The following is a 25913-nucleotide window of genomic DNA, read 5'->3' as shown; positions in this document are numbered from 1 at the left end:
GCTTGTTTGTGTAGGATAGGTGGGAGGCTTTGAAGCCGGGACGCCAGTCTCGGTGGAGCCAACCTTGAAATACCACCCTGGCAAGTTTGGAGTTCTAACCCAGGCCTGTAATCCAGGTCGGGGACCGTGTGTGGTGGGTAGTTTGACTGGGGCGGTCTCCTCCCAAAGAGTAACGGAGGAGTGCGAAGGTACCCTCAGCGCGGTCGGAAATCGCGCGACGAGTGCAAAGGCATAAGGGTGCTTAACTGCGAGACAGACACGTCGAGCAGGTGCGAAAGCAGGTCTTAGTGATCCGGTGGTTCTGTATGGAAGGGCCATCGCTCAACGGATAAAAGGTACTCCGGGGATAACAGGCTGATACTGCCCAAGAGTCCATATCGACGGCAGTGTTTGGCACCTCGATGTCGGCTCATCACATCCTGGGGCTGAAGCAGGTCCCAAGGGTATGGCTGTTCGCCATTTAAAGTGGTACGCGAGCTGGGTTTAGAACGTCGTGAGACAGTTCGGTCCCTATCTGCCGTGGGCGTCGGAGATTTGACAGGATCTGTCCTTAGTACGAGAGGACCGGGATGGACGCACCTCTGGTGTTCCGGTTGTCACGCCAGTGGCACTGCCGGGTAGCTAAGTGCGGAAGGGATAACCGCTGAAAGCATCTAAGCGGGAAACCCACCTGAAGATGAGATCTCCCTGGACCCTCGAGGTCCCTGTAGGGCCGTTGAAGACTACAACGTTGATAGGCTGGGTGTGGAAGCGCGGTAACGCGTGTAGCTAACCAGTACTAATTGCCCGTGCGGCTTGACCATATAACACCCAAAGTGTTGGTGGTCTCGTCTGACACATCACCAAGTACACAAGCCTAGAATGCATTCCGAATTCAGACGACTCGGCACAAGCCGGGTTATCTGGCCAGTTTGTCTGGCGGCAATAGCGAGTAGGAACCACCCGATCCCATCCCGAACTCGGAAGTGAAACTGCTCTGCGCCGATGGTAGTGTGGGGCCTCCCCATGTGAGAGTAGGTCACCGCCAGGCATTAATCCGAAGCCCGATTCCCAGTCATGGGGGTCGGGCTTTTTTTATGGGCGCTTTCGAGGCAGGCTTGGATACAAGGTAACGCGATGCTCGTTGTGGCGGGTGCGGCACTTGGCCACAGCAGGCGGGGAGGTATTGTGCGAGGAAAAAGGACCGATGGTGGGCTGGTGATCGTAGGGCTTGTACTGCTCGGGATCGGGCTCTACGCAATTTTCGGCGGCCAGCTGGCGTTTACGCCGATTGCGCCAAGGGAAGGCGCGGGATTCGGCGGACCGCTGGCAATGATTATCGGGGTGGCGTTTGTTATTGGCGGGCTCTATTTCCTGCGGGAATCGCGGCGCTAAAAACGGTCTGTTCAGAGGTTGCCGACTGAGCGCGGCGGATACGGGCGGTGTAGTCGATCTGGCCTGGGCGGGGTAAGAGCGCGCTGTGTCCTCAGTCGATGCGGAAGTGGGCCCTGCGGTCGGGCGACTGCGGGCGTGATGCCGCGGGAGGGATGTTCGGCCAGTCCAGCCCGGGTGCGTCAGGCCAGGTCGCGTGTCAGGCGGGTGCGGTGGTGCGCCAGCCGAAGCCCTGGTCCTGGGTTGCGATATCGACGTCGGAGGGGGTACAGCCGAGCCCGTCTGCGAGGGCCGTTCGGGCAAGCGCCTCATCGTTGTTGTCGGTTGAGAGATGCATCCCGATGACGTGCCGGAGGCGGGACTGGTCGATGTTGCGCAGCAGCTCGGTGGCGGCATGATTGGGTAGGTGCCCGTAGCCCCCGCCGATGCGGCGCTTCAGGGATGCGGGATAACGCCCGGCGGCGAGCATGGCTGGGTCGTGGTTGCACTCCAGCAAGAGGGCATCCGCGCCACTCGCCATCGCGACCATATGGGGCGAGATATGCCCGGCATCGGTCATCAGCACCAGTCGGTGGTCTCCGTCGGAGAAGGCGAACTGAGTGGGCTCGCGCGAGTCGTGGGGCACGGTGAAGGGGCAGACCCAGGCGTCGTCGATGTCCAGCGGGGCGTCGGCCTGGATCTCCTGGACGTGTGCGAAGCCATCGTCGCGGGCCGCCAGGCGGGTGCCCGGGCTGGTGAAAACGGTGAGGTCGTACCGCCGGGACAGCGGGCCCGCGGCGCCGATGTGGTCCGTATGCTCGTGGGTGATCAGGACGGCGGTCAGGTCGCGGGGTGCAAGATCGACCCGGGCCAGGCGGCGTTCGAGTTCCTGGACAGAGAAGCCGCAGTCGACAAGGAGACGGGTCGCCCCGATCTCCACGACCAGGGCATTTCCGGCGCTGCCGCTGCCGAGGGAGCAGAAGCGGATCATCGCGTCGGCACCGCGGAGGGATTAACGGAGAATCTGCTGTTCGATGCGGTCCAGCACGAATTCCGCATCGCGACGCCGGAGGGGGTCCCCGTCGATATCACGGGCCTCGATGCGGAGGTCGCCGTCGCCCACGTCGGTCAGGCGGACCTGGTAGCGTTCGTTCTCGCGACGGTCTCCGCCGCGACCGAAGATGCGACTGAAGAACCCGCCGCTTTCGCCTTCGCCGACCACGTCGGGGCGATAGGTCACCTCGAAGGTCCCGGTGTCACGATCCTGCTCGTCCACCAGCAGCCCGGCGCGATCCAGGAGCGTCCCCATTTGCGCCCACATCCGGTCGAAGGCGCTGCCAATGACCAGCACGGGCTGGCCTTCGAGTTCCGTCTGGTGCAGTTCGGTCGGGCGGTCCCCGATGGTCTCGGCGACCCGGGCGCTGCCTTCCGGCATTTCGCCGGTGGCAAGGAAGACGCGAAGGCGATTGAGCATCTCGGCTTCCAGTTCCGGGTCAGAGGGCCGCATGGCCCAGCGCCAGGTTTCGCCCTCGGGCTCCTCGGACGCGCCCCGGTGGGATATGTAGATCGCGGAGTGCCCGTTGTCGCGTTCGACGCGAAGCCGGTACTTGTCCCGGGTGTTGGCGTCGTATACGTTCCCAAGGGCCCGCGCGAAGATGTTCTGACTGCCCCGGAGCGGGATGCCGGCACGGTCCTCGGCCCATTCCGTCTCCATGATGCCGACCTGGGGTTCGTTGCGTTCCAGGCGCAGATTCTGGCTGTCCCAGAAGGCGGCAAGGCGATCCCACAGTTCCTCCGGGCGCGCCTCGACGCTGAGCCAGCGGACGCTGCCTTCGCGCATCAGCTGGACCTCGGCGGACTCGGGGAGGACGCGGGCGTCGGTCTGCACCGGTGCGGTGGTGTCGGCCGGCTGGCGCTGCTGCTGACGGGCCTGGGAGTCCTGCTGCATCTCGCGGGCGCTGACGCGCTCGCCCGGCGCATCCGGGATGCGGTAGGCGCGCTCGCTGTCGGGGGCGATGAGGTCCGGCGGGACTTCGAGATTGTCCATCTGCCGGCTCATTTCGTACTGGGGACCGCTCTGGCGGTCGCCCGAGGTGGAACACCCGGCGATGGCGAGGCTCGTGGCCAGGGCAAGGGCGGTGCGCGTCGCGCGGCGGCGGAGCGGGGCGGAGTGTTTCATGTCGGGGTTCAGACCTCTATGCCGGCCTGGCGCATGGCGTCCAGGACCGGCGCATGGAAGGGTTCGGACAGCGGAGTCAGGGGGAGACGGATACCGTCCTCCATGAGTCCCATGCGATGCAGTGCCCACTTGACCGGAATCGGGTTGGCCTCGAGGAACAGCGCGGAATGCAGGCCGTCCAGCTGGCGGTTGATCGCGCGCGCCTCGTCCGGTCGGCCTTCGCGGACGGCGCGGCACATGGCCGCCATCAGACGGGGGGCGACATTCGCGGTGACCGAGATGATCCCGTGGCCACCCGCCAGCAGGAAGGCGAGTCCGTTGCCGTCATCGCCGCTGTACAGGTCCATGCGGTTGCCGACCCGCGCGACCAGTTCGGCGGTCCGCTCGTTACTCGCCGTGGCCTCCTTGATCCCGATGATGTTCGGGATGTCGGCCAGGCGTTCCACGGTTTCGGGCAGCAGATCCACCGCGGTCCGGCCGGGGACGTTGTACAGGATCTGCGGGATGTCGACGGCCTCGGCGATGGCCTTGTGATGCAGGTAGAGGCCTTCCTGAGTCGGCTTGTTGTAATACGGGGACACCAGCAGGCAGGCGTCCGCGCCACCTTCCTTCGCGCAACGGGTCAGCGCGATGGCCTCGCGCGTGGAGTTCGCGCCGGTGCCCGCGATCACCGGGAGGCGCCCGGCCACGGTCTTCACCGTGTGGGCAATCGCCTCGCAGTGTTCGTCGAAATCGAGGGTCGCGGATTCGCCGGTGGTGCCGACCGCGACAATGGCATCGGTGCCGGCCTCGATGTGGAATTCCAGGAGCCGATCCAGCGCCGGCCAGTCCAGGCTGCCGTCCGCGTGCATCGGGGTCGCCAGTGCGACCATGCTGCCTTGAAACATCGACTCCTCCAACATCGGGAATGGTGCAGTCTAACGGGCGGGTGACAAGGCATTCAAGATTCCCGCGGCCGGCATGCCACCGATGCCCGGTTTCGCGCGGCGCGACGCCGTTGGCGCCGCCCGGGCAAGGTGGTATGTTGCGAGCCATCATGCCTGTTGTCGCTTTCATGCCGAGTCCCTCCCGGGAATGGCGCGCCCCCGTTCCCGCACGCCGCCGGCGGGTGCCGCATGGCTGAAGTGGTCGGCACGGGTGCCCATACCCACCTGATCCTTAACCTGATCGGGCCCGACCAGCCGGGTCTGGTCTCCAGCGTGACCCGCGTGATCGTGGATACAGGCTGCAATCTCGAATCGAGCCGGATCACGGTCGTGGGCGGGTACTGCTGCATGGCGCTCAGTGCCAGCGGCAACTGGAAGACCCTCGGCACGCTGGAATCGCGTCTGGAACGGCTCGAAGCCGAGATGGGGCTGGTGGTGGTGGCACGCCGCGGGCCACTGGAGGAGCGCGCCGAGGCCGCCATGCCGTATGCCGTGGATGCGGTAGCCCTGGATGCGCCGGGCCTGCTGAATGCCCTCGCCGATTTCTTCACCAGCCGCGGGGTCAATCTGCGCGACGTTCAGACCCGGGTCTACATTGCCCAGCAGACCGGGGCGCGCATGTTCGCGGCCAACATGGTGGTGGATATCCCCGCCGGGCAGCACCTCGCCAGTCTCCGCGGCGAATTCATGGATTTCTGTGACGAACTGAACGTGGATGGCGTGCTGGACCCGATCAAGGCCTGAAGCCGCCGGGCACGCGGCCTTCCGCTTCGAGACCCACGAATCAAGGAGCAACGCCTGATGAGCATCGCAATCAACCAACCCGTCCCCGCTGACCTGCGCGTCCCGGCGACCGGCGACCAGACCCTGGGCCCGGCCGACTTCCAGGGCCGGATCGTGGTCCTCTACTTCTACCCCAAGGACAACACGCCGGGCTGCACCAACGAGAGCCGCGACTTTGCCGCCAGCCTGGATGCCTTCCAGGAGGCCGGCGCCGTGATCCTGGGTGTGTCGCGCGACAGCGTGAAGAGCCACGAGAACTTCCGTACCAAGCAGGAACTGCCGTTCGACTTGTTGAGCGATGGCGACGAGACGCTGTGCAATGCCTTCGATGTCATCAAGATGAAAAACATGTATGGCAAGCAGGTGCGCGGCATCGAGCGCTCCACCTTCCTGATCGATGCCGACGGCGTGCTGCGCAAGGAGTGGCGCAAGGTGAAAGTGCCGGGCCACGTGGACGAGGTCCTCGCGGCGGTGCGCGAACTCGCGGGGAGCTGACCCCCTTACCCTACCCCCGTTCCGGAGGTGCCATGAACGCGACCGACCAGGATCCGAAACGCCTGTTTGTCCTGGACACCAATGTCCTGATGCACGACCCCACGGCGCTGTTCCGGTTCAAGGAACACGACATCTTCCTGCCCATGGTCGTGCTCGAGGAGCTGGATCGCGGCAAGAAGGGGGTTTCCGAGGTCGCGCGCAACGTGCGCCAGGTCTCGCGCTTCATCGACGAACTCACCACCGGCGCGCAGCACGAACAGATCGCCGCCGGGCTGCCCCTGCAGGCCGACTCCCTCAGCGAATCGACGTTCGCACCCAGCGGCCGCCTGTTCTTCCAGACCCGCAATCTCAACGCCAGCCTGCCGGCCTCCCTGCCGGGGTCCTCGGCCGACAACGACATCCTCGCCACCGCCCAGGCGCTGAAGTCGGAATACCCCGATACCCCGGTCACGCTGGTATCCAAGGACATCAACCTGCGCATCAAGGCCGCGGTGATCGGCCTGCACGCGGAGGACTATTACAACGACCAGGTGCTGGACGATGTCAGCCTGCTGTTCTCGGGCATGACCGAGCTGCCGGCGGATTTCTGGGAGACGCACGGCACCAGGATGGACTCCTGGCAGGAATCCGGGCGTACCTACTATCGCGTGACCGGGCCGCTGGTCAGCGAGTGGCAGCCCAACCAGTTCGTCTACCGCGAGGGGGAGAACCCGCTATCCGCGATCGTGCTGGAGATCGACCAGCCGAACGAGTCCGCGGTGATCGAGCTGGTTGACGACTACATGACCCCGCGTCACAGCGTCTGGGGCATCAATGCCCGCAATCGCGAACAGAACTACGCACTCAACCTGCTGATGGATCCCGAGGTGGATTTCGTCTCCCTGCTGGGCGCCGCTGGTACCGGCAAGACCCTGCTGACCCTGGCCGCCGGCCTCGCGCAGACGCTGGAGGACAACACCTACAAGGAGATCATCATGACCCGGGTCACGGTCCCGGTGGGAGAGGACATCGGATTCCTGCCCGGGACCGAGGAAGAGAAGATGACACCCTGGATGGGGGCGCTGATGGACAACCTGGAGGTGTTGTCCAAGTCCGAGGGCGCCGGGGAATGGGGCCGTGCGGCCACCAACGACGTGCTGACCAGCCGCATCAAGATCCGCTCGCTGAATTTCATGCGCGGACGCACCTTCCTCAATCGCTACATCATCCTGGACGAGGCGCAGAACCTGACCTCGAAGCAGATGAAGACCCTGATCACCCGCGCCGGACCGGGCACCAAGGTGGTGGCGCTGGGCAACATCGCGCAGATCGACACCCCGTACCTGACCGAGACCTCGTCGGGCCTGACCTACGTGGTGGACCGCTTCCGCAACTGGACCCACAGCGGGCATATCACACTGACCCGCGGCGAGCGCTCGCGGCTGGCGGACTACGCCTCGAATCATCTGTAGACGGTGGGTAAGGCACGCCCGGGGGCGGCAACGGAGCGGGAAACGGGCACCGTCATTGCGACGCCCCGCAGGGGCCGCGGCAACCTCCGGAACCTGGTGGGTAGCCAGCTATGGAAGCAGATGGTTCCGGACGGAGTTCGCCACGTCGCTTCCCTCCTCGCGATGACGATACGAGTCCGTGTCGTTGCGAGGCCGTGACAGGGGCTGCGGCACTCTCTGGTGGCTGGCGCGGTGACGGGGTCTGCTGGTTTCGGACGCAGGTTGCCGCGTCGCCTTCGGCTCCTCGCAATGACGGTGCCTGTGCTGGCGCCGATGGGTCGGCTCAGCCGTCCTCGCTGTAGCGTACGCAGGCGCGGTCGGTCTCCCACAGGGTCAGGGCATGCATGCGCAGGCCCGGGCGGTTCAGGCGTTCCGCCATCTGGCGGAAGAACCACTGCGCGATGTTCTCGGCGGTCGGGTTGACCGTGTCGAACGGCGGGACATCGTTCAGATAGCGATGATCCAGCTGCCCGGCGATCTCGCGCACTGCGGTCTTGACCACCTTGAAGTCCACCGCCATGCCGGCGTCGTCCAGGGTCTCGGCCTGGACCTCGGCCTCCACCTTCCAGTTGTGCCCGTGCATGTTCGCGCACTGCCCCGGGTAATCGCGCAGGGTATGCGCGGAGGCAAAGTCGGTCAGGACGCGGAGGGTGTAGCGGGCACTCATGATCTTTTCCGGGCGAGCGGCCGTCGACCGGCCGGGGTTTTGTCAGCCCGCGAAGCCTAGCCGGCCGCCGTCTTCCGCGCAATTCTCCTGCCTGGATGCGTGGCGAATCGCGGCCAGAACGCCGGCGGTGTCGAGACCGCAGTCGGCCAGGATCTGCTCGCGCGAGCCGTGTTCGGTGAAGACGTCCGGGATGCCCAGGACCTGGCAGGGCAGGGTCAGGCCCTCGGCGGACAGCCATTCCAGTACCGCGCTGCCGGCGCCTCCGGCACGGGCGTGGTCCTCGAGGGTCACGAAGCCGTCGTGGCTGGCGGCCAGTCGCGTGAGCACGTCGGTATCCAGCGGTTTGATGAAACGCATGTTCACCACGGTGGCGTCCAGCGCCTCGCCGGCGGCCAGGGCGGTGTCCAGCAGTGCGCCGAAGCTGAGGATCGCCAGGCCCCGGCCCTCGCGCACGACCTCGGCACGGCCGACCGGCAGGGTCTCCAGGTCTTCGGGGCCACCGTCCGGCAGCTCGCCGGGCCCGCCGCCGCGCGGGTAGCGCACCGCCGCCGGACCCTCGTGGGCGTAGCCGGTGGACAGCATCTGGCGGCACTCCCGTTCGTTCGCGGGAGCCATCAGCAGCATGTTGGGGACCGTGCGCAGCAGTGCGGTGTCGAAGGTGCCGGCATGGGTCGGGCCGTCGGCGCCCACGATCCCGGCACGGTCCACCGCGAACAGCACCGGGAGATTCTGCAGGGCGACATCATGGATTACCTGGTCCATGGCCCGCTGCAGGAACGTCGAATAGATCGCGACCACGGGCTTCTGGCCCTCGCAGGCCATGCCGGCGGCCAGGGTCACCGCGTGCTGTTCGGCGATTCCGACATCGAAATAGCGTTGCGGAAACTGCTCGGAGAAGGCGACCAGGCCGGAGCCCTCGCGCATCGCCGGCGTAATACCCAGCAGGCGCTCGTCGGCCGCCGCCTGATCGCACAACCACTGGCTGAAGATGTCGGTGTAGGTGGGCGCCTTCGGGGCCGCGGGGGCCAGGCCATTGGCCGGCTCGAACTTGGACACGCCGTGGTAGCGGCAGGGGTCTTCCTCGGCCGGTGCGTAGCCCTGGCCCTTGCGGGTGACCACATGCAGCAGTTGCGGGCCCTGAGTGGTGCGCAGGTTCTTCAGGATCGAGACCAGACCGTTGACGTCGTGTCCGTCCACCGGGCCGAAGTAGCGAAAACCCAGCTCCTCGAACAGGGTGCCGGGCACGAACATGCCCTTCATGTGTTCCTCGGCGCGCTGGGCGAAGGCCTTCATCGGCGGGACGAATTCCAGCATGCGCTTGGAACCCTCGCGTACCGAGCTGTACAGCGGGCCCGACAGCAACCGCGTGAAGTACTGATTGAGCGCGCCGACGTTGGGCGAGATCGACATGTCGTTGTCGTTCAGGATGACCAGCAGATTGCAGTCGAGGTCGCCGATGTGGTTGAGCGCCTCGAAGGCCATCCCGGCGGTCATCGCGCCGTCGCCGATCACCGCCACGTGGCGGCGGTCCAGCCCGGCGTGCTTCGCGGCCAGGGCCATGCCGGCCGCGGCACTGATGGAGGTGCTGGAGTGGCCGGCCCCGAAGGCGTCGTATTCACTCTCCGAGCGCTTGGGGAAGCCGGCCAGGCCGCCATACTGGCGCAGACCGGCCATCCCTTCCCGGCGCCCGGTCAGGATCTTGTGGGCGTAGGCCTGATGCCCCACGTCCCAGACGATGCGGTCGTCGGGGGTGTCGAAGGCGTAGTGCAACGCGATCGCGAGCTCCACGGTCCCCAGGTTGGCGGCCAGGTGCCCACCGGTGCGCGAGACGCTCTCGATCAGGAACTGGCGCAGCTCGCCGGCGACCCCGGCGAGTTCCGAGGCCGGGCGCTCCCGCAGGTCGGCGGGCCATTGGATTGCATCCAGCAAGGGGGTTGGGGTCATCGGTGCGGGCCGGTTCAGTTCATGCGGTCGACGATGTAGCGCGCGAGGAAGCGAAGCAAGTCCGCCTCCTGGCCGAAGGGTTGCAGCTCGGCCAGGGCCTCGTCGACCAGGGCCACTGCGCGTTCGCGCGAGGCCTCCAGGCCCTGCAGCGAGGGGAAGGTGGGCTTGTGCAGCCGGGCGTCCGCACCGCAGGCCTTGCCCAGGACCTCGGGGTCGCCCTCGACGTCGAGTACGTCGTCGCGGATCTGGAACGCCAGGCCGATGCATTCGGCATAGCGCGTCAGTCGCCCCAGCGCCTCGGGGTCCGGTGTGCCCGCCAGGGCGCCCAGCCGGACCGAGGCGCGGATCAGGGCACCCGTCTTGAGCCGGTGCATGCGCTCCAGCTCCGGCAGGTCGATGGGCTGGCCGCAGGCGCCGAGGTCGATCGCCTGACCGCCGGCCATGCCGTGCAGGCCGGCCGCCCCCGCCAGTTCGCGCACGGCGTGCAGTCCTGTCGCCCCGGGCAGTTCCGCCACGCCGCCGGTCAGCACGTCGAAGGCCAGCGCCTGCAGGGCGTCCCCGGCCAGAATGGCCGTGGCCTCGTCGAAGGCCTTGTGGCAGGTGGGGCGGCCACGACGCAGGTCGTCATCGTCCATCGCCGGCAGGTCGTCGTGGATCAGGGAGTAGACGTGGATCATCTCCACGGCCGCGGCCATTGCGTCCAGGGCCACGTCCGGGGCGGCGGTGGTCCGTCCGGCCGCGTACACCAGTACCGGGCGCAGGCGTTTGCCCCCAGACAGTGTGGCGTAGCGCATGGCCTCGATCAGGCGCGTGTCCGGCGCGCCGTCTACGGCCAGGTGGCGGTCGAGAACGGCCTCGATGCGCTGCTGGTAGTGGGACAGGGCCTGTTCGGCATCGATGGCGGTCAACGGCGTTTCGCTAGAACGGGACATCGGGATCCGTGCTGTCGTTCGGCTCCGCTGTCCGGGGAACGTTCGTGTTCCCGCCGTGGTCATTCTGGGCAGAGGCGTCCGCCGGTGTTTCTTGTGCCAGGGCCTCGATGCGGCGCTGAGCATCGTCGAGGGCGCGCTGACAGCGGTTGACGAGTTCCATGCCGCGCTGGAATTCGCCCAGCGACTGCTCCAGGCCCAGCTCGCCGGACTCCATCCGGGCAACCAGGGCCTCCAGGGCTTCCAGGCTGGCTTCGAATTCCGCCGGGCTGTCGGCGCTGGAAGGGTCGGTCATGATGGATCACCGGGTCGAAAAGGTGAGAAAGTATCCGATCCGCTGCGGCGAGGAAAGACGTACCGCCGGTCCGCCCTTGATTATGGGACAGACGCCCCCATGATGCGGAGGGCTTCCGGTTGACACTGAACCGGGCGCGGACTAGAGTTTTCGTACAGTTTAGACCCAGTCTAAACCGCCGTCTGCACAGGCATTCCTGTGGTTGTGTAGAACCCATAGAGAGAAGGAGAGCACCATGGATCTGAAAGGCAGCAAGACCGAAGAAGCCCTGAAAGAGGCCTTTGCCGGCGAATCGATGGCCAATCGCCGTTACCTGTACTTCGCTTCCAAGGCGGACGTCGAAGGCTACAACGACGTGGCCACCGTGTTCCGTTCCACCGCGGAAGGCGAAACCGGCCACGCCCACGGCCACCTCGAATACCTCGAGAGCTGCGGCGACCCGGCCACCGGCCTGGAATTCGGTTCCACCTCCGCGAACCTGAAGACCGCCGTGGCTGGCGAGACCCACGAGTACACCGACATGTACCCGGGCATGGCCAAGACCGCGCGCGACGAAGGCTTCGACGAAGTCGCCGACTGGTTCGAAACCCTGGCCAAGGCTGAGCGTTCCCACGCCAACCGCTTCCAGAAGGCGCTGGACCAGCTGGACGACTGATCGTCTCCTGCCTGGGAAGTATGCGGGGCCGGTTACCGGCCCCGTTTTCCGGGAGACACGGAACAGCCTGTGGGCGGTGCCTGACGGCCGGGCCCGCATGTTGTTCCGTGTTTCCCCCGAAGCATCGTACTGATACGGACACCGGAGGGATGCATGTCTGCGCCGACGCACCAACGTGAAGGAAGTCTCGAAGCCCCGACCCGTCATCCGCTGGACTGGAAGAACCCCGAGTTTTACAACGAGGAATCGCTGTTCAGCGAACTCGAGCGGGTCTTTGATATCTGTCACGGCTGCCGTCGCTGCGTAAGCCTGTGCAACTCCTTTCCCACCCTGTTCGACCTGGTCGACGAATCCGAGACCCTGGAGGTCGACGGGGTCGACAAGAAGGATTACTGGCAGGTCGTCGATCACTGCTATCTGTGTGATCTGTGCTACCTGACCAAGTGCCCCTACGTGCCCCCGCACGAATGGAATGTGGACTTCCCGCACCTGATGCTTCGGGCCAAGGCCTTTCGTTTCCAGAACGAGGGCGCGAAGACCTCGCACAAGTTGATGTCCAGCACCGACACCGTCGGCAAGCTGGCGGGTATCCCGGTGGTCGCCGGCGCGGTCAACGCCGCGAACAAGAACGGTGCCGTGCGCAAGATGCTCGACAAGACCATGGGCGTGCACCCGGATGCCCCGGTCCCCGAATACCACTCGAAAAAGGGGCGTTCGCGCCTCGCGAAGGCCGCGAAGGGGGTCAGCAACCCCGAGCCAGCCGGCGCCACCCAGGGCAAGGTCGCCCTCTATGCGACCTGCTACGGCAACTACAACGAGCCGCATCTGGTCGAGGACCTGGTCAAGGTCTTCGAACACAACGGCATCGAAGTCACCCTGGTCGACAAGGAACAGTGCTGCGGCATGCCCAAGCTGGAGCTGGGCGACCTGAAGTCGGTGGAGGCCTCCAAGGACGCCAACATCCCGGCGATGAAGCGCATGATCGACCAGGGCTACGACATCGTCGCCCCGGTGCCGTCCTGCGTGCTGATGTTCAAGCAGGAACTGCCGCTGATGTTTCCGGACGACGCCGACGTGATCGCGGTGCGCGACCGCATCTTCGACCCGTTCGAGTACCTGATGGAGCGGCACAAGGACGGCAAGCTCAACACCGACTTCCCCGAAAAGCTCGGCAAGATTGCCTACCACGCCGCCTGCCACCTGCGGGTGCAGAACATGGGGCTCAAGACCCGTGACCTGCTGAAGCTGGTGCCGGATACCGAGATCGACGTCATCGAACGCTGCTCCGGGCACGACGGTACCTATGGCGTGAAGAGCGAATTCTATGAAACGGCCAGCAAGATCTGCCGCCCGGTGGTCAGCCGCGTGCAGAAGGCCGAGTCGGATCATTACTCGAGCGACTGCCCGATGGCCGGCCACATGATCGAAAACGGGTTGCAGGGCAAGGGCGAGGACAAGGCGCCCGAGCACCCGCTGACCCTGCTGCGCCAGGCCTACGGCCTGTAGCCGCCGCTCGACCCACAGGACGCGACACGGGCGGAAGACGCGCCCGGGAATGGAGAAAAGACATGGCCAGTGACAGCTACCACGAACCCGTCGAAGAACTGAGCGACGAGTCGCGCGAAATGCACCGTGCGATCGTCTCGCTGATGGAGGAACTCGAGGCGGTGGACTGGTACCAGCAGCGCATCGACGGCTGCAAGGACGAGGAGCTCAAGGCGATCCTCGCGCACAACCGCGATGAGGAGATCGAACACGCTGCGATGGTGCTGGAGTGGATCCGGCGCCATAACCCGGTATTCGACCACGAACTGAAAGACAACCTCTGGTCCGACAAGGACTACACGAAGACGGGGCACCACCACGATCACTGAGGGGTGCCGGTCCTGGCGGGCCAGTCCGATGAGACGGAGGTATCGAGATGCAGATGGAGGCAAGTGTGGATAAGCTGAGTCGTGAAGACCTGTATTCGCTGGAGAAGTACCACGAGGTACGCCCCCAGTTCCGCAGCGAGGTGATGCAGCACAAGCGGGATCGTGTGGTGCAGGTGGGTCCGGCGGTGACCCTGCATTTCGAGGATCGCAAGACCATGCAGTACCAGATCCAGGAGATGCTGCGGGTCGAGAAGATCTTCGATGCCGAGGGCATCCAGGACGAGCTCGACGCCTACAATCCGCTGATCCCGGATGGCTCCAACTGGAAGGCGACCATGATGGTCGAGTATCCGGACGTGGACGAGCGCAAGGTACAGCTGTCCAAGCTGATCGGGATCGAGCGCAAGACCTACGTGCAGGTCGAAGGCCACGACAAGGTCTACCCGATCGCGAACGAGGACCTGGATCGCGAGACCGACGACAAGACCTCCTCGGTGCACTTCCTGCGCTTCGAGCTGACCCCGGAGATGGTCTCCGCAGCGAAGTCCGGTGCGGCCATTGCCGTGGGGGTGGAGCACGAGAACTACAGCCACCGGCTGGACGCCGTCGCCGAGGGCACGCGCGAGTCGCTCGCGGCCGACCTCGATGCCGTCAACTGACGCGGTCCCTATGCCCGCTTCACGAAAGGCGCCTCCGGGCGCCTTTTTCGTTTCCGGCGCATGCCGGACTGTGGCTTCGTCTGGCCGCCTGCCTCGTGGTGGCTGGCCCTGGATCGTCGCTTGGTGTTTACGGTGGTTCCGGTCCACATACTGCCCGGCGCTGACTCGCCAGCGCGCCCCGAGGTCCTTTCTTGCTTGCCCAAGAAAGGACCCAAAGAAGGGCACCCGGATTTCGCCCGGGAACCTTGCTCCAGGGCTCTCGGGCCGGCGGCGCTGAACTCGCTGCGCCTGCGGCTCCGCTCAGACATCCAGCGCCCCGAATTTATGGAAAACGGGCCGGCCCATCACGCCCTCCGCGAGGGGCTCCATACGGGAGGCGAAGGTCAAAACCTACCGTATCCCCACCCTTACTCCTAACCATAGGCACCGCCACCCGAAAGCCCCCGGCGCCCGCTACGCGGGCGCGGCACGCCATGGCCGCAGGCCGAGCGTGCCCAGATGCCAGAAGACCCAGCCTTCATCCATTACCACGAACCTGCGAATGGCCGTTGTCTTGACCTTGAGCCCCCCGTTGTCGTCGCGCCGAGCGGAGAGGGTTTTCGCGGGATCAGAGGCGCTGGATGTCTGAGCGAAGCGCAGCGTAGCGAGTTCAGCGCCGCCCGCGAAAAGCCTCGGAGCGAGGGCAGCCCCGGCCCGCACAGCGGGCCGGGGTCGCGGCAGTCGGGCGTGTTTCTTGGGTACTTCTTTGCACGAGCAAAGAAGTACCTCGCGGCGCGCTGGCGAGTCAGCGCCGGGCAGGCGGCGGACCGAAGCCACCGTAAACACCCGATGCCGAACCAGGCCCAGCCACTACAAGGCAGGCGGCCGAACGAAGCCCCCGCAAACTTCGCAGATCAGTGCTGCGAGGCCGGCGGCAGCTGGATAAAGCGCTCGCGATACAGGCGGAGTTCGTCGATCGAGTCGCGGATATCCTGCAGCGCCTGGTGCGAAGCATTCTTGCGCAGCTGCGCAATCACGTCCGGCGCCCAGCGCCGCGCGAGCTCCTTCAGCGTCGAGACATCCAGATTGCGGTAGTGGAAGTACTGCTCCAGCTCCGGCATCAACCGCGCCATGAAGCGCCGATCCTGGCAAATCGAATTGCCGCACATCGGCGAGGCCCCCTTCGGCACGTACTGCGCCAGGAACTCCAGGGTCGCCTGTTCCGCATCCCGGGTCTCCGACGAACTGTTGCGCACACGCTCGATCAGCCCCGAGGTCCCGTGGGTGCGCTGGTTCCACTCGTCCATCGCCTCCAGGACCTCCGCCGGCTGGTAGATCGCGATGACCGGCCCCTCGGCGAGGATGTTCAGTTCCTTGTCGGTGACAATGGTGGCCACCTCCAGGATTCGGTCGGTCTGCGGCTCCAGCCCCGTCATTTCGAGGTCGATCCAGACCAGGTTCTCGGCATTCACGGCCATCTTGTGCCTCCTTGGCGGACAGCCCACGCCTGCATGCTGGCTGCCCTTTCATCTGTCGCAGGAGTCTATCATCATGGTTGCAGGGCTCGTGACCACGGGCCCAAACCCCCGCCACAAGGAGGGAAGCATGCGACATACCCATACCAGCATTGCCACCGCCGCGACCGTGCTCGCGCTGAGCCTGGGCGGCGCGAGCACGGCCCTGGCCGACGACATCCGCGTGGGACAGGACCTGCACAGCGACAACTGCATCAGTTGCCATGCCGACATGGTCGGGGGCGACGGCTCCGGGCTGTACACCCGCGACAACCGCATGGTCGGCTCGCACGACGAACTGGTCGCCCAGGTCAACAACTGCAACGTCAACCTTGGCACCAACTGGTTCGACGACGAAGTCAACGCCGTGGTCGCCTATCTCAACGCGGAGTACTACCAGTTCGATGAGTGATCTCAAGAGCAAGCACTGCCAGTCCTGCGAGGGCTTCACCGACCCGATGCCGCGGGAGGACGCGGAGCGCGCCCTTAAGCAACTGCATGACGGCTGGGGCATCGACGAGGCCGGCAAGAGCATCCAGCGCAGTTTCAAGTTCAAGAACTTCCACGAGACCATGGCCTTCGTGAACGCCGTGGCCTGGATTGCCCATGTCGAGGATCACCATCCCGACATGGCCGTCGGCTTCAACCGCTGCGCGGTGGAATTCTCGACCCATGCCATCGGCGGCCTGAGCGAGAACGACTTCATCTGTGCCGCGCGTATCGATGCCCTGTTCGAGTAACCCCCGCCCGGGAGTCCCGGCTTGAGCCGGGTCGCCCGGGTCTTCGCCCGCCACAACCAGATGGCCGACATCGCGGTGGACCACGAGCCGCCGCGACGCCTGCGGCTGCACCGGCGCTTCCGCGACCTCGCCTGTGGCGACCGCGTGGAGCTGGACGCCGCGGGAGAACAGGTTGCGCGCCAGCTCGATCGCGACAACGTCCTGGTCCGGCGGGACGGGTTCGGGCGACGCAAGGTGATTGCCGCCAACATCGACTGCGTATGGATCGTGATCGCGCCGGAACCCGCCCCGTCGCGTAACCTGATTGACCGCTTTCTGGTCGCGATCCTGAACCTCCCCGCGCGCCCGCGCCTGCTGGTGAACAAGCAGGACACCGGCCCCGCCGAGCCCCCCGAGTGGCTGGCCGCCTATCGCGAACTGGATCTCGATCCGCTGTACGTCTCCGCCAGGACGGGGTATGGGCTGGACGAACTGGCGGCGGCCGCCGCCGGGCACACCAACATCCTGGTTGGTCAGTCCGGCGTCGGAAAGTCCTCGCTGGTGGCCGCCCTGCTCGATCAATACGGGATCGCCGACGCCATAGCGCCGGCCACCGGCGATCTCGCCGCCTCCGGCGAGGGCCGCCATACCACGGTCACCGCGCAGTGGTACCCGCTCGCCAACGGGGGTGCCTGGATCGACTCGCCCGGCGTGCGCGACTTCACGCCCGAGATCCCGTCACTGGATACCCTGGAGCGCGGCTTCCCGGACATCGCGGAACGGGCGGTGGCCTGCCGCTTTCGCGACTGTCGCCACCAGACCGAACCGGGCTGTGCGGTTCGCGCCGCCATCGACGCCGGCGAACTCCCCGCGGAGCGCCTGCAGGCCTGGCACGAACTCGCCGCCGAAATCCCCGCCCAGACCCGCGCCCGCGGGTAACGGTTCCACCACGTAGCGCACAAGAAAACCAAAAAATCGGTTTACAGGAAGAAGGGAAGACTGGAAGGGAAAGGGATTAAAAACCGCTTGTTCGAGTAAGCCCTGCGAACGACCCCGGCGCCGCTCAGCGCATTAAAACGGGCATTTCTTCCAGCCTTCCCAACTTCCTGTTAACGCTCTTGAAGTGTTTTTTCGGACTAGCAGTGGGAGGGTGTCGCGGCGGGGGCCGGGATCAGAAGGTCAGGCCCATCTCGACGCCGATGACGGAGGAGGTCGGCTCGCGGCTTGCACCCTCGAACTCGAGGCGATCGGCCAGCCAGTTGTCCGCCGAGTTCAGCGAATAGTCGTCGTAGTACAGGCTCAGGGAGAGCTCGGACTGGTTCTGCAGGCGCAGGCGGCCGTCCAGGCTCAGGTAGCCGGCAGTACGGCCCGTCTCGCGATAGCGCGTGCCATAGCCAAAGCCCAGGTCACGGGCCTCGCTGGACAGGGGCTGGCGCACCCCCACCCGGAACTGGCTGTCGAAGCGACCGGAGGCAAAGGTCGGACCGAAGCTGAAGTCGGTGAAATACGCGGTGGACTCGCTGGCGGGGCCGAGGTCGTTCCAGTCCGGCCGGGTCTCCATGCCCAGCCCCAGATTCAGGCCGTAGCCAAAACCACCGCCCAGCTCCTGGTGGTAACCGCCCACCGCCTCGAACTGGCGCGTGCTGGCGAAGGCATTGTCGGTATCGTCGAGGATCGAGGCATCCCCGGTACTGCGGACCGACAGCCGGTAGCGCGAATCGCTGTCGCGACCGGTCTCCGGTTCGCCGCGCAGCGTGGTGATCGCCGCATCCGGACCCGCGAACCCCTGCGTCTGAGGCGACGCGAGCAGCGAATAGCGGTCGTCCGCGCTGGCCGGCGCCGCTGCGACCGCGAACCCGCTGACCAGCAGCACTCCAGCGACCAGCGAAGAACGGGGCCCACGCAGACGAACCCGCCCCAGGCCTTGCACCTGAGGCGGGTTCGTCGGGGCTGCACCGTTCAGTCCGTGTCGCGTCACACCAGTGATCCGTATTGTTGTTCTTCTTGCCTAGCCCGGGGGCCAGCTCAGCGCACGCCCGGCCAGGACATGCATGTGTATATGGTAGACCGTCTGGCCCCCGTGTTCGTTGCAATTCATCACGGTTCGATAACCGTTTTCCGCAAATCCGCGATCGCGTGCAATCTGCGCGGCCACCCGGGTCATCTGCCCGATGATCGGGGCGTCGGCCGCGTCCAGATCATTGAGCGTGGCGATGTGCTTTTTCGGGATCACCAGCACATGTTCGGGGGCCTGCGGATTCAGGTCTTCGAAGGCCAGCACCGCGTCGTCCTCGAAGACCACCTTCGCCGGGATCTCCCCCGCCACGATCCTGCAGAACACACAATCGGTCATGCCGCCACTCCCGTATCGGTCAAAATATTACCACGTATCAATATTCACGCCGACCCGACAGCGCATGCGCCAGGGTCCCGGCATCGATGTACTCCAGTTCGCCACCACTGGGAATACCCTGGGCAATCCGGGTGGTGCGCACCCCGTGGCGCGCCGCCATCTCCGCGAGGTAATGGGCGGTCACCTCGCCCTCCACCGACGTGTTTGTCGCCAGGATCAGTTCTTCCACGCCCTCGGCCTGCAGGCGCGCCTCCAGCCGGTTCAGCCCCAGCTCTTCCGGGCCGATGCCGTCCAGCGGGGACAGTCGCCCGAGGAGCACATGAAAGCGCCCGCCGAAATCGGTCGCCGACTCGATCGCCAGCACGTCCCCGGGGCTTTCCACCACGCAGATCACCCGCGAATCGCGTTCCGGATCGGCACACCGGCTGCAGGTTTCGGCCGCGGTGAGCGTGCGGCAGACGGAACAGTGCCCGATACGCTGGACCGCCTCGTCGACCGCCCGCGACAGGCGCCGCGCGCCCTCGCGGTCGCGCTCCAGCAGGTGCAGGGCCATGCGCCGTGCCGATTTCGCCCCGACCCCGGGGAGACAGCGCAGCGCCTGGACCAGCTCGTCCAGTTCCGCATCCATCAGACGCGTCCGACCCGGCCGGTCAGAACGGCAGCTTCATGCCCGCCGGCAGGCCCATGCCCTCGGTCAGGCTGCCCATGCGCTCCTGCGTGGTCGACTCGACCTTCTGCACCGCGTCGTTGATGGCCGCGGCCACCAGATCCTCGATCATGTCGCGGTCATCCTCGAACAGGCTGGGGTCGATCTTGACCCGGCGCGCCGCGTACTTGCCGGTCAGGACCACGCTGACCAGCCCGCCACCGGCCTGGCCCTCGATCTCCATCTCGGCCAGCTCGGCCTGCACCTTCTGCATATCTTCCTGCATCTTCTGGGCCTGCTTCATCAGGCCGCCCATGCCACCTTTCATCATCGGTTCGATCTCCTGCCCCGCAACGCGGCGGTTTCTGGTTCAGTTACTTGTCTGGCGTGGCACCGCCGGTCGAGGGGGTCTCGCCGGGTTCGCGAATCCGCACGGCCCCCAGTTCGGCGCCAAATTCCTCGCCCAGCGCCTGGACCACCGGGTCCTCGCGCATGGCCGTCTCGGCGCTAGCCTGACGCTCCGCCGAGGCCGCCGCAAGCCGGGCCGCGGGGGTCTCCCCGGAAGGCTCGGACTGGTTGACGATCTCCAGGCGCAGGCTGTGGCCCAGGGCGTTCTCCAGCGCATCCTTCAGCCGGCCCTTGGCACGATCGGTACACAGTGTGCCCGGGGCCACCGCAATCACCACGCGTTCCGCGTCATGCTCGCGCAGCTCGGCGTGCCGGGCGAGTTCGCGCACCGTGCCCATGGGCAGCCCCTCGGCGAAGCGGTACCAGTCGAAAGCGCCATCCGCCGCGACGGGCGGCGCAGCCGCCTCCGGCGCGTAAGGGCCGGCCGTGGAAGGCGACGCCTCGCGCGCCTGACGCGGCGCGGTGTGACCGGCCGGTGCTTCGGCCTGCGGTACCGGCGGTGCCGGCTCGTTCACCTGTTCACGGGGGCGTGACGGCGGCGCGCTGGCGGCGCCGGCACCCCCGGTCGGGCCGGCGGCAGTTGCCGGGGGACTGGCGGAAGCCGCCGATGCCCGGGATGCGGTGCGCGTGGACGGCGCCGACGCGGTCCCGTCGGTACTGGCCGGCCGACGCGGCGGGGTATCACCGGACGCGCCCGCAGGCCCGGGAACAGGCTCCGGCCGAAAGGCCAGCAGCCGCAACAGGGTCATCTCCACGCCCATGCGCGCGTCCGGGGCATAGGGCAGATCGCGTACACCGTGCACCAGGATCTGATAGGCCAGCTGGATCGTCTCCGGGTCGACCCGGTCGGCGGCCTCCCGGGCCCAGACGAGCGCCTCCTCGCCCGCCCCGGGAGCCGTGCCGGCCACCTGCTGGACGGCCACCTGATGCACCAGCGCGGCCAGTTCATCCAGCAGCCGCGACCAGTCGGGGCCCAGGGCATCCAGCTCCGCCAGTCCCGCCAGCAGGCCGGGGCCGTCCCCGGCAAACACGGCATCCAGCAAGCCGGCCAGGCGCGTGCGCGGGAGCAGCCCGAGCATGTCGCAGGCATCGGATTCGCTCAGGCGTTCACCGCCATAGGCAATCGCCTGGTCGGTCAGGCTCAAGGCATCGCGCATCGAGCCCTCGGCCGCCTCGCCCAGGCGCAGCAGCGCGCCCGGCTCCGCCTCCACGCCCTCGGCGGCGAGGATGCGCGTCAGGTGCTCGGCGATCATCGCCGGCGGCATCGGCTTCAGGTTGAACTGCAGGCAGCGCGACAGCACGGTGACCGGCAGTTTTTGCGGGTCAGTCGTCGCCAGCAGGAACTTCACGTGGTCCGGCGGCTCTTCCAGCGTCTTCAACAGGGCGTTGAAGCTCTTCTCGGAGAGCATGTGTACCTCGTCGATCAGGTACACCTTGAAACGCCCGGTGGTCGGCGCATAGGAGACGTTGTCCAGCAGCTCGCGGGTGTCGTCCACCCGGGTGCGCGACGCGGCATCCACCTCGATCAGGTCCAGATGGCGACCCTCGGCAATCTCGACGCAGGAGCGGCACTCGCCGCAGGGCGTGGCGGTCACGCCGGTCTCGCAATTCAGGCAGCGCGCGAGGATGCGGGCGATGGTGGTCTTGCCCACCCCGCGGGTCCCGGCAAACAGGTAGGCATGATGCAGCCGATCGCCGCTGAGGGCATTGGCCAGGGCGCGCACCACATGCGGCTGCCCGACCAGGTCCTCGAAGCGCGAGGGACGCCACTTGCGGGCCAGAACCTGGTGACTCATGCCTCCCCCGTCGATCGAGTCATGTGCACGCCCGGGTGCGGGCATCACCGCAGGGGTCCGGGCCGCAGGGAAATAGGGTGGTGGCCCGCACCCGCCACACCCCGGCGCCCGACGCAGCTGCTACCGTTGCTCCCTTCCGGGCCTGGCGGGGTTCACAGCCTGTCGTCGCGAGGGGACTGATACGGACCACCATAACGCGGTCCGCGATTCGGCGTTTCCGAATCGGGGCGGCAAGCTTCCGCATTTCCGGCGAACGCGTCAACCTTAGGACCAGGCAATGGAATCTCTGCAACCACCGCGACCGGCAGAACGATAGTCAGAAGCTAACGATCAAATAGAAAAGAAACACTGGATCAATCATTAGCCAGGCCTTATCTTGAGTCCCGTAGTCGGGCATCGGCCCGGCCGAAAACAAAATCTTTTCTCTGGCAATCAACACTCAACTGAAGGAGTACAACTCATGGAACTCGAAAATCGCGAAGGTCAGCGCGTACCGGAAGTCACCTTCCGCTGCCGCAAGGACAACGACTGGAACGACGTGCGCTCGGAAGACCTGTTCAAGGGTCGCAACGTGATCGTCTTCGCCCTGCCGGGCGCGTTCACCCCGACCTGCTCCTCCGCCCACGTGCCGCGTTACAACGAGCTGGCGCCGGTGTTCAAGAAACACGGCATCGACGAGATCGTCTGCATCTCGGTCAACGATGGCTTCGTGATGGAGGCCTGGCAGGCCGACCAGCAGGCCGACCGCGTGACCTTCATCGCCGACGGCAACGGCGAGTTCACCGAGCAGATGGGCATGCTGGTCGACAAGAGCGACCTCGGCTTCGGCTGGCGCTCCTGGCGCTACTCCATGCTGGTGCGCGATGGCGTGATCGAGAAGCAGTTCATCGAGCCGGACGAACCGGGCGACCCCTTCGTCGTCTCCGACGCCGACACTATGCTCGCCCACGTCGCCCCGGATGCGGCCTGCCCCGAAGACGTGGTCGTCTTCACCAAGCCGGGCTGCCCGTACTGCGCCAGCGCCAAGGAGATGCTGGAGAGCGCCGGTCTCGAGTACGAAGAGATCATCCTGGGCCGCGACGCCAGCCTGCGCAGCCTGCGCGCCGCCACCGGCGCGATGACCGTCCCGCAGGTGTTCGTGGGCGGCCACCGCATCGGCGGCTCGGAAGATCTGCAGGAGTGGATCTCCCGCGAGCAGAAGGCGGCGTAAGTCGTCTCAGCCCCCCGGGGCGGGTTCTGTCCCGCCCCGGGTGGTCACCCGGAACATGGGTGGCCATCCGTGTCCGGATGCCCGCACAGGCAGACGTCCGGACACGGATGGCAGATCCTGACGCCCGCGCGCAACGCGGTCGTTATGTAACACTTTCACCGAACCCTTCGAGGAATCGACATGGAACACTACGACATCATCGTGATTGGCGGCGGCAGCGGCGGTCTGGCCGTGGCGGAACGCGCCGCCCCGCACGGCGCGCGCGTCGCCGTGTTCGATCCCAAGCCGCTGGGCGGCACCTGCGTGAACGAGGGCTGCGTGCCCAAGAAACTCACCTGGTACGCCGCGGAGCATATGTCGCACGCACGCGAAGCCGGCGAGTTCGGCGTGGATGTCGAGATCAAGGGCATCCGTTACGCCGACCTGGCGAACAAGCGTCAGGCCATGCTGAAGGACCTGAACCAGTTCTGGTCCGGACACCTGGAAAAGCTGGGTGTGACCCACATCCCGGAACGCGCCCGCCTGACCGGCAAGAACCAGGTGGTCAGCGACAGCGGCACCGAATACACCGCCGAGCGCATCGTGCTGGCGATGGGCGGCGCCCCGATCGTGCCGCCGCTGGAGGGTGCCGAGCTGGGCGCGACCTCCGACGACTTCTTCGAATGGACCGAGCTGCCGGAATCCATCGCCGTGATCGGCGCCGGCTACATCGGCCTGGAGATGGCCGGCATGCTGCGCTCCATGGGCGTGAAGACCGACGTGGTCGCCATGGAGGACCGCGTGCTGGAGATGTTCGACCCGATGGTCTCGCAGGCGCTGGACCAGCACATGGAGTACCAGGGCATCGACCGCCACCTGGGCGTGAAGGTCGCCGGTCTGGGCGGCAAGCCCGGCGCCGTGACCGTCCAGCTCGAGGGCGGCCAGGAGCTGGGCCCCTATGAGAAGGTCCTGTGGGCCGTCGGCCGCAAGCCGGCCACCAGCGACATGGGCCTGGAAGAGGCCGGAGTCGAGATCGCCCGCGGCGGCATCATCCCGGTGGACGAATGGCAGGCCACCAATGTCGACGGCATCTACGCCCTGGGCGACATCATCGGCAAAGGGCCGCTGACCCCGGTGGCGATCGCCGCCGGCCGGCGCCTGGCCGCCCACTGGTATGCCCCCGAGACGAAGCCAGTACCGGTGGACTACGACCAGATCCCCACGGTCACCTTCACCCACCCAACCGCGGGCATGGTGGGTCTGACCGAGCCGCAGGCGGTGGAGAAGCACGGCGACTCGGTACGCGTCTACGAGACCCAGTTCGGCGGCCTGAACCGCGCGTTCGCCGAGGCCGAGGTGCCGCCGGTGGCCATGAAGCTGGTCTGCGCCGGGGAGGATGAAAAGGTCGTCGGCATCCACATGATCGGCGCGAATGTCGACGAGATGCTGCAGGGCTTTGCCGTGGCGGTGCGCATGGGCGCGACCAAGCGCGACCTGGACCTGACCATCCCGCTGCACCCCACCAGTGCCGAGGAGCTGGTCACCCTGAAGGAAGGCCGCCCCGGGCGCCAGGAAGGCCTGGCCCAGGCCGCCTGACCCCCGACCCGCCCTCCCTCACGCAAAACGCCGCCCCGGAACACATCCCGGGGCGGCGTCTTTTCTTGCGCGTGCGGTCTGCCGAAGCCCGCGCCGTCGGTTGTCAGAATCGCCAGCCCAACGACGCGGTGAAGGCGTCGATCTTGTAGTCGCTGTCGAAGTCGTAGCGCTCAAACTCGGCGCGAATCAGGAAGCGGTCCAGATTCACCTGCGCACCCACTCCGTAGACCGGGTCCACGCCATCGTTGTTACGCAGGGTAAGGCTCTCATCCCCCAGGTTCCCGCGCACATCCGCATCCCACTTGGCGAGACCCGCCTTGGCGAAGAACTCGAAATGCTGCCCGATCGGCAGCTTGCCGAGCACGCTCGCCCCGTAGGCACTCGACTTGATGTCGGTGTGGGCACCCTGCTCGTCACCGCGCAGCTTCACCTTCCCGAGGTCGGAGTAGAATCCCTCCACCCCTACGTAGGGATTGAAGTTGTATCCAACGAACCCGCGCCAGACGTTATCGTCATCATCCAGGCGGTAGTCGGAGGCACCAGAACCAATAAAATCAGCGACCTCGTCCCGATCATTCTGCAGCGAGCTGAAACCGGTTCCCAGGCCCATGTACAGCCCCTCGCTCCGGTCGGATGGATCCGCCATCACTCCCTGCGGCACCAGAAGACCCGAGGCTGCCACTGTAACGGTTGCTAGCAGGAATTTTTTCATTTGCGCATCTCCTTGAAACATTGTTTATCACCAAAGGCGCGCCGATTCTCCCGAACCGTCATATAACCAAAAAGGCCGAACCTGTGATGTCCTCCGGATAACCGCAAAAACCCCAAAAGCGCCCCACTCACAACGCGACCCCGACCACAATCAGCACCGCAAAAATGCGCGGGGACGACGCTGATCCACCGACACGCGCTCCCGGATCCCGCAGGACCCGTGCCGGGTTAAGGAGACCCGGCATCAGTCCAGTTCGCGCAGCGGGTCCTCGTTCGCGGAAGGCGCCTGCTCGCCACCGGCTTCGTCCTGCTGGCGTTCTTCCTCGCGCAGATCCTCGACCCAGCCACGCAGGTCCTCCTCCACCTCCTCGACCGTTTCGTCCACGGTCTCGCCGGCCTCCTGTGCCGGGCCAGAGTCGGAACACCCCGCCAGCAGGCCGGCAAGGCCCAGGACCAGGCCCACTGCATATACCGGATGCCGGGTCCAATACGCACCGGGGTCCACGCCCGCGTCTTTTACTCGCACGTCATTGTTCATCTCGCACCTGCCCGTGAATTAACTACTCAAGGTGTTGTCCGGCCAACCCGGGTCCTGTCGTTCACCGAACCATTCTCATGGAAACGCAGCGCGCGCCGCGGGAACGGATCCACATTCGAGGACTCGCTCTTATTGCACCGCGTACCAGTTTGCAAAATGCGTCCTCAACATGCGCGCCGCGTCGCGATTCGAAAAACCGAAATGAGAACGGGTGCGCC

Annotated in this window: 28 protein-coding genes, 2 rRNA genes, 1 other RNA gene and 1 pseudogene (1 of these 32 cut by a window edge); 15 read left to right on the top strand and 17 right to left on the bottom strand. The window is 66.0% G+C overall.

What is annotated here, in order from left to right:
• The 3 genes from D107_RS0103820 to D107_RS0103810 form a co-directional block, all read left to right on the top strand.
• Positions 1-803: ribosomal RNA gene (locus D107_RS0103820) — 23S ribosomal RNA — on the top strand; it begins 2076 nt to the left of the window's first position.
• 111 nt (positions 804-914) lie between these two features.
• Positions 915-1030 (top strand): 5S ribosomal RNA (rrf, locus tag D107_RS0103815).
• Positions 1031-1167: 137 nt separating this feature from the next.
• Positions 1168-1374, top strand: coding sequence for a hypothetical protein (locus D107_RS0103810; protein WP_026279164.1), 207 nt, complete (start codon positions 1168-1170; stop codon positions 1372-1374).
• A gap of 196 nt (positions 1375-1570) precedes the next feature.
• On the opposite strand, the gene D107_RS0103805 is transcribed toward D107_RS0103810, so the two are convergent.
• Genes D107_RS0103805 through dapA form a run of 3 tightly spaced genes read right to left on the bottom strand, consistent with a single transcriptional unit; the run spans position 1571 to position 4416 of the window.
• Positions 1571-2341 (bottom strand): MBL fold metallo-hydrolase, encoded by a 771-nt coding sequence (locus D107_RS0103805; RefSeq protein ID WP_018880814.1) that lies wholly within the window; start codon positions 2339-2341, stop codon positions 1571-1573.
• Positions 2342-2362: 21 nt separating this feature from the next.
• Positions 2363-3529, bottom strand: coding sequence for an outer membrane protein assembly factor BamC (bamC, locus tag D107_RS0103800; protein ID WP_018876070.1), 1167 nt, complete (start codon positions 3527-3529; stop codon positions 2363-2365).
• 8 nt (positions 3530-3537) lie between these two features.
• Entirely contained in the window at positions 3538-4416 is an 879-nt protein-coding gene (dapA, locus tag D107_RS0103795) for a 4-hydroxy-tetrahydrodipicolinate synthase (RefSeq protein WP_018877304.1), read from the bottom strand.
• A gap of 228 nt (positions 4417-4644) precedes the next feature.
• Between dapA and D107_RS0103790 the strand changes: the two genes are divergently transcribed.
• From D107_RS0103790 to D107_RS0103780, 3 genes are read left to right on the top strand one after another with little or no spacing between them, the layout of a single operon-like run.
• On the top strand, positions 4645-5199 hold the full coding sequence (locus D107_RS0103790; protein WP_018865808.1) for a glycine cleavage system protein R: 555 nt from the start codon (positions 4645-4647) through the stop codon (positions 5197-5199).
• A gap of 57 nt (positions 5200-5256) precedes the next feature.
• On the top strand, positions 5257-5733 hold the full coding sequence (locus D107_RS0103785; protein ID WP_018876071.1) for a peroxiredoxin: 477 nt from the start codon (positions 5257-5259) through the stop codon (positions 5731-5733).
• Between the two features lie 32 nt (positions 5734-5765).
• A complete protein-coding gene (locus tag D107_RS0103780; RefSeq protein WP_018876072.1) occupies positions 5766-7184 on the top strand; it encodes a PhoH family protein in 1419 nt (472 codons plus the stop codon).
• A gap of 322 nt (positions 7185-7506) precedes the next feature.
• On the opposite strand, the gene queD is transcribed toward D107_RS0103780, so the two are convergent.
• Genes queD through D107_RS0103760 form a run of 4 tightly spaced genes read right to left on the bottom strand, consistent with a single transcriptional unit; the run spans position 7507 to position 11058 of the window.
• A complete protein-coding gene (gene queD, locus D107_RS0103775) occupies positions 7507-7890 on the bottom strand; it encodes a 6-carboxytetrahydropterin synthase QueD (protein ID WP_018880813.1) in 384 nt (127 codons plus the stop codon).
• 42 nt (positions 7891-7932) lie between these two features.
• On the bottom strand, positions 7933-9834 hold the full coding sequence (gene dxs / locus D107_RS0103770) for a 1-deoxy-D-xylulose-5-phosphate synthase (protein ID WP_026280390.1): 1902 nt from the start codon (positions 9832-9834) through the stop codon (positions 7933-7935).
• A gap of 14 nt (positions 9835-9848) precedes the next feature.
• Positions 9849-10742 (bottom strand): (2E,6E)-farnesyl diphosphate synthase, encoded by an 894-nt coding sequence (gene ispA, locus D107_RS0103765; protein WP_018877307.1) that lies wholly within the window; start codon positions 10740-10742, stop codon positions 9849-9851.
• 10 nt (positions 10743-10752) lie between these two features.
• Positions 10753-11058: an exodeoxyribonuclease VII small subunit gene (locus D107_RS0103760; protein ID WP_017940770.1), complete on the bottom strand. Its 306-nt coding sequence runs from the start codon at positions 11056-11058 to the stop codon at positions 10753-10755.
• Positions 11059-11293: 235 nt separating this feature from the next.
• On the opposite strand from D107_RS0103760, the gene D107_RS0103755 reads away from it, so the two are divergent.
• From D107_RS0103755 to D107_RS0103740, 4 genes are all read left to right on the top strand, one after another.
• Complete coding sequence (locus D107_RS0103755; RefSeq protein WP_017940769.1) at positions 11294-11713, top strand: rubrerythrin family protein; 420 nt, start codon at positions 11294-11296, stop codon at positions 11711-11713.
• Positions 11714-11866: 153 nt separating this feature from the next.
• Positions 11867-13219, top strand: coding sequence for a heterodisulfide reductase-related iron-sulfur binding cluster (locus D107_RS0103750; protein ID WP_018865802.1), 1353 nt, complete (start codon positions 11867-11869; stop codon positions 13217-13219).
• 62 nt (positions 13220-13281) lie between these two features.
• A complete protein-coding gene (locus D107_RS0103745) occupies positions 13282-13587 on the top strand; it encodes an encapsulin-associated ferritin-like protein (protein WP_018142071.1) in 306 nt (101 codons plus the stop codon).
• 47 nt (positions 13588-13634) lie between these two features.
• On the top strand, positions 13635-14246 hold the full coding sequence (locus D107_RS0103740; RefSeq protein ID WP_018876077.1) for a DUF3501 family protein: 612 nt from the start codon (positions 13635-13637) through the stop codon (positions 14244-14246).
• Positions 14247-14546: 300 nt separating this feature from the next.
• On the opposite strand, the pseudogene D107_RS14155 reads toward D107_RS0103740, so the two are convergent.
• Together D107_RS14155 and orn are read right to left on the bottom strand one after the other, a co-directional pair.
• A pseudogene (locus D107_RS14155) lies at positions 14547-14767 on the bottom strand (hypothetical protein).
• 372 nt (positions 14768-15139) lie between these two features.
• On the bottom strand, positions 15140-15703 hold the full coding sequence (gene orn / locus D107_RS0103735) for an oligoribonuclease (protein WP_018880812.1): 564 nt from the start codon (positions 15701-15703) through the stop codon (positions 15140-15142).
• Positions 15704-15830: 127 nt separating this feature from the next.
• Between orn and D107_RS0103730 the strand changes: the two genes are divergently transcribed.
• Genes D107_RS0103730 through rsgA form a run of 3 tightly spaced genes read left to right on the top strand, consistent with a single transcriptional unit; the run spans position 15831 to position 17397 of the window.
• Positions 15831-16151 (top strand): cytochrome c, encoded by a 321-nt coding sequence (locus D107_RS0103730; RefSeq protein ID WP_018866558.1) that lies wholly within the window; start codon positions 15831-15833, stop codon positions 16149-16151.
• On the top strand, positions 16144-16479 hold the full coding sequence (locus tag D107_RS0103725; protein ID WP_018866557.1) for a 4a-hydroxytetrahydrobiopterin dehydratase: 336 nt from the start codon (positions 16144-16146) through the stop codon (positions 16477-16479). The genes D107_RS0103730 and D107_RS0103725 overlap by 8 nt, the downstream gene beginning before the upstream one ends.
• Positions 16480-16500: 21 nt before the next feature.
• Positions 16501-17397, top strand: a complete 897-nt coding sequence (gene rsgA, locus D107_RS0103720; protein ID WP_018877985.1) for a ribosome small subunit-dependent GTPase A — start codon at positions 16501-16503, stop codon at positions 17395-17397.
• Positions 17398-17629: 232 nt separating this feature from the next.
• Here the strand turns inward: rsgA and D107_RS0103715 are convergent, their stop codons facing one another.
• The 6 genes from D107_RS0103715 to ffs all read right to left on the bottom strand — a co-directional run bounded on the left by D107_RS0103715 (position 17630) and on the right by ffs (position 21843).
• Positions 17630-18436, bottom strand: a complete 807-nt coding sequence (locus D107_RS0103715) for a hypothetical protein (RefSeq protein WP_369771469.1) — start codon at positions 18434-18436, stop codon at positions 17630-17632.
• 30 nt (positions 18437-18466) lie between these two features.
• A complete protein-coding gene (locus D107_RS0103710; RefSeq protein ID WP_018866554.1) occupies positions 18467-18811 on the bottom strand; it encodes a histidine triad nucleotide-binding protein in 345 nt (114 codons plus the stop codon).
• Positions 18812-18848: 37 nt separating this feature from the next.
• The gene (gene recR, locus D107_RS0103705) at positions 18849-19439 is read right to left on the bottom strand and encodes a recombination mediator RecR (protein ID WP_018876232.1); all 591 of its coding nucleotides are present in this window, start codon (positions 19437-19439) and stop codon (positions 18849-18851) included.
• 22 nt (positions 19440-19461) lie between these two features.
• Positions 19462-19788, bottom strand: coding sequence for a YbaB/EbfC family nucleoid-associated protein (locus tag D107_RS0103700; RefSeq protein ID WP_018866552.1), 327 nt, complete (start codon positions 19786-19788; stop codon positions 19462-19464).
• Positions 19789-19831: 43 nt separating this feature from the next.
• Complete coding sequence (gene dnaX / locus D107_RS0103695) at positions 19832-21661, bottom strand: DNA polymerase III subunit gamma/tau (RefSeq protein WP_018880811.1); 1830 nt, start codon at positions 21659-21661, stop codon at positions 19832-19834.
• Between the two features lie 85 nt (positions 21662-21746).
• Positions 21747-21843: signal recognition particle sRNA small type (gene ffs / locus D107_RS13590), an RNA gene on the bottom strand.
• A gap of 278 nt (positions 21844-22121) precedes the next feature.
• On the opposite strand from ffs, the gene D107_RS0103690 reads away from it, so the two are divergent.
• Both D107_RS0103690 and gorA read left to right on the top strand, forming a co-directional pair.
• Positions 22122-22871 (top strand): glutathione peroxidase, encoded by a 750-nt coding sequence (locus D107_RS0103690; protein ID WP_018880810.1) that lies wholly within the window; start codon positions 22122-22124, stop codon positions 22869-22871.
• 180 nt (positions 22872-23051) lie between these two features.
• The gene (gene gorA, locus D107_RS0103685; RefSeq protein ID WP_018880809.1) at positions 23052-24446 is read left to right on the top strand and encodes a glutathione-disulfide reductase; all 1395 of its coding nucleotides are present in this window, start codon (positions 23052-23054) and stop codon (positions 24444-24446) included.
• A 103-nt stretch (positions 24447-24549) separates the two neighbouring features.
• Here gorA and D107_RS0103680 read toward each other — a convergent pair whose 3' ends face one another.
• Positions 24550-25158, bottom strand: coding sequence for a porin family protein (locus D107_RS0103680; protein WP_026280735.1), 609 nt, complete (start codon positions 25156-25158; stop codon positions 24550-24552).
• Between the two features lie 243 nt (positions 25159-25401).
• On the bottom strand, positions 25402-25695 hold the full coding sequence (locus D107_RS0103675; RefSeq protein WP_231366583.1) for a hypothetical protein: 294 nt from the start codon (positions 25693-25695) through the stop codon (positions 25402-25404).
• Between the last annotated feature and the right edge of the window lie 218 nt (positions 25696-25913).

The organism is Thioalkalivibrio sp. ALE30, assembly GCF_000377465.1.
GTDB lineage: Bacteria > Pseudomonadota > Gammaproteobacteria > Ectothiorhodospirales > Ectothiorhodospiraceae > Thioalkalivibrio.
This window is presented reverse-complemented; position numbering and strand designations above follow the sequence as displayed.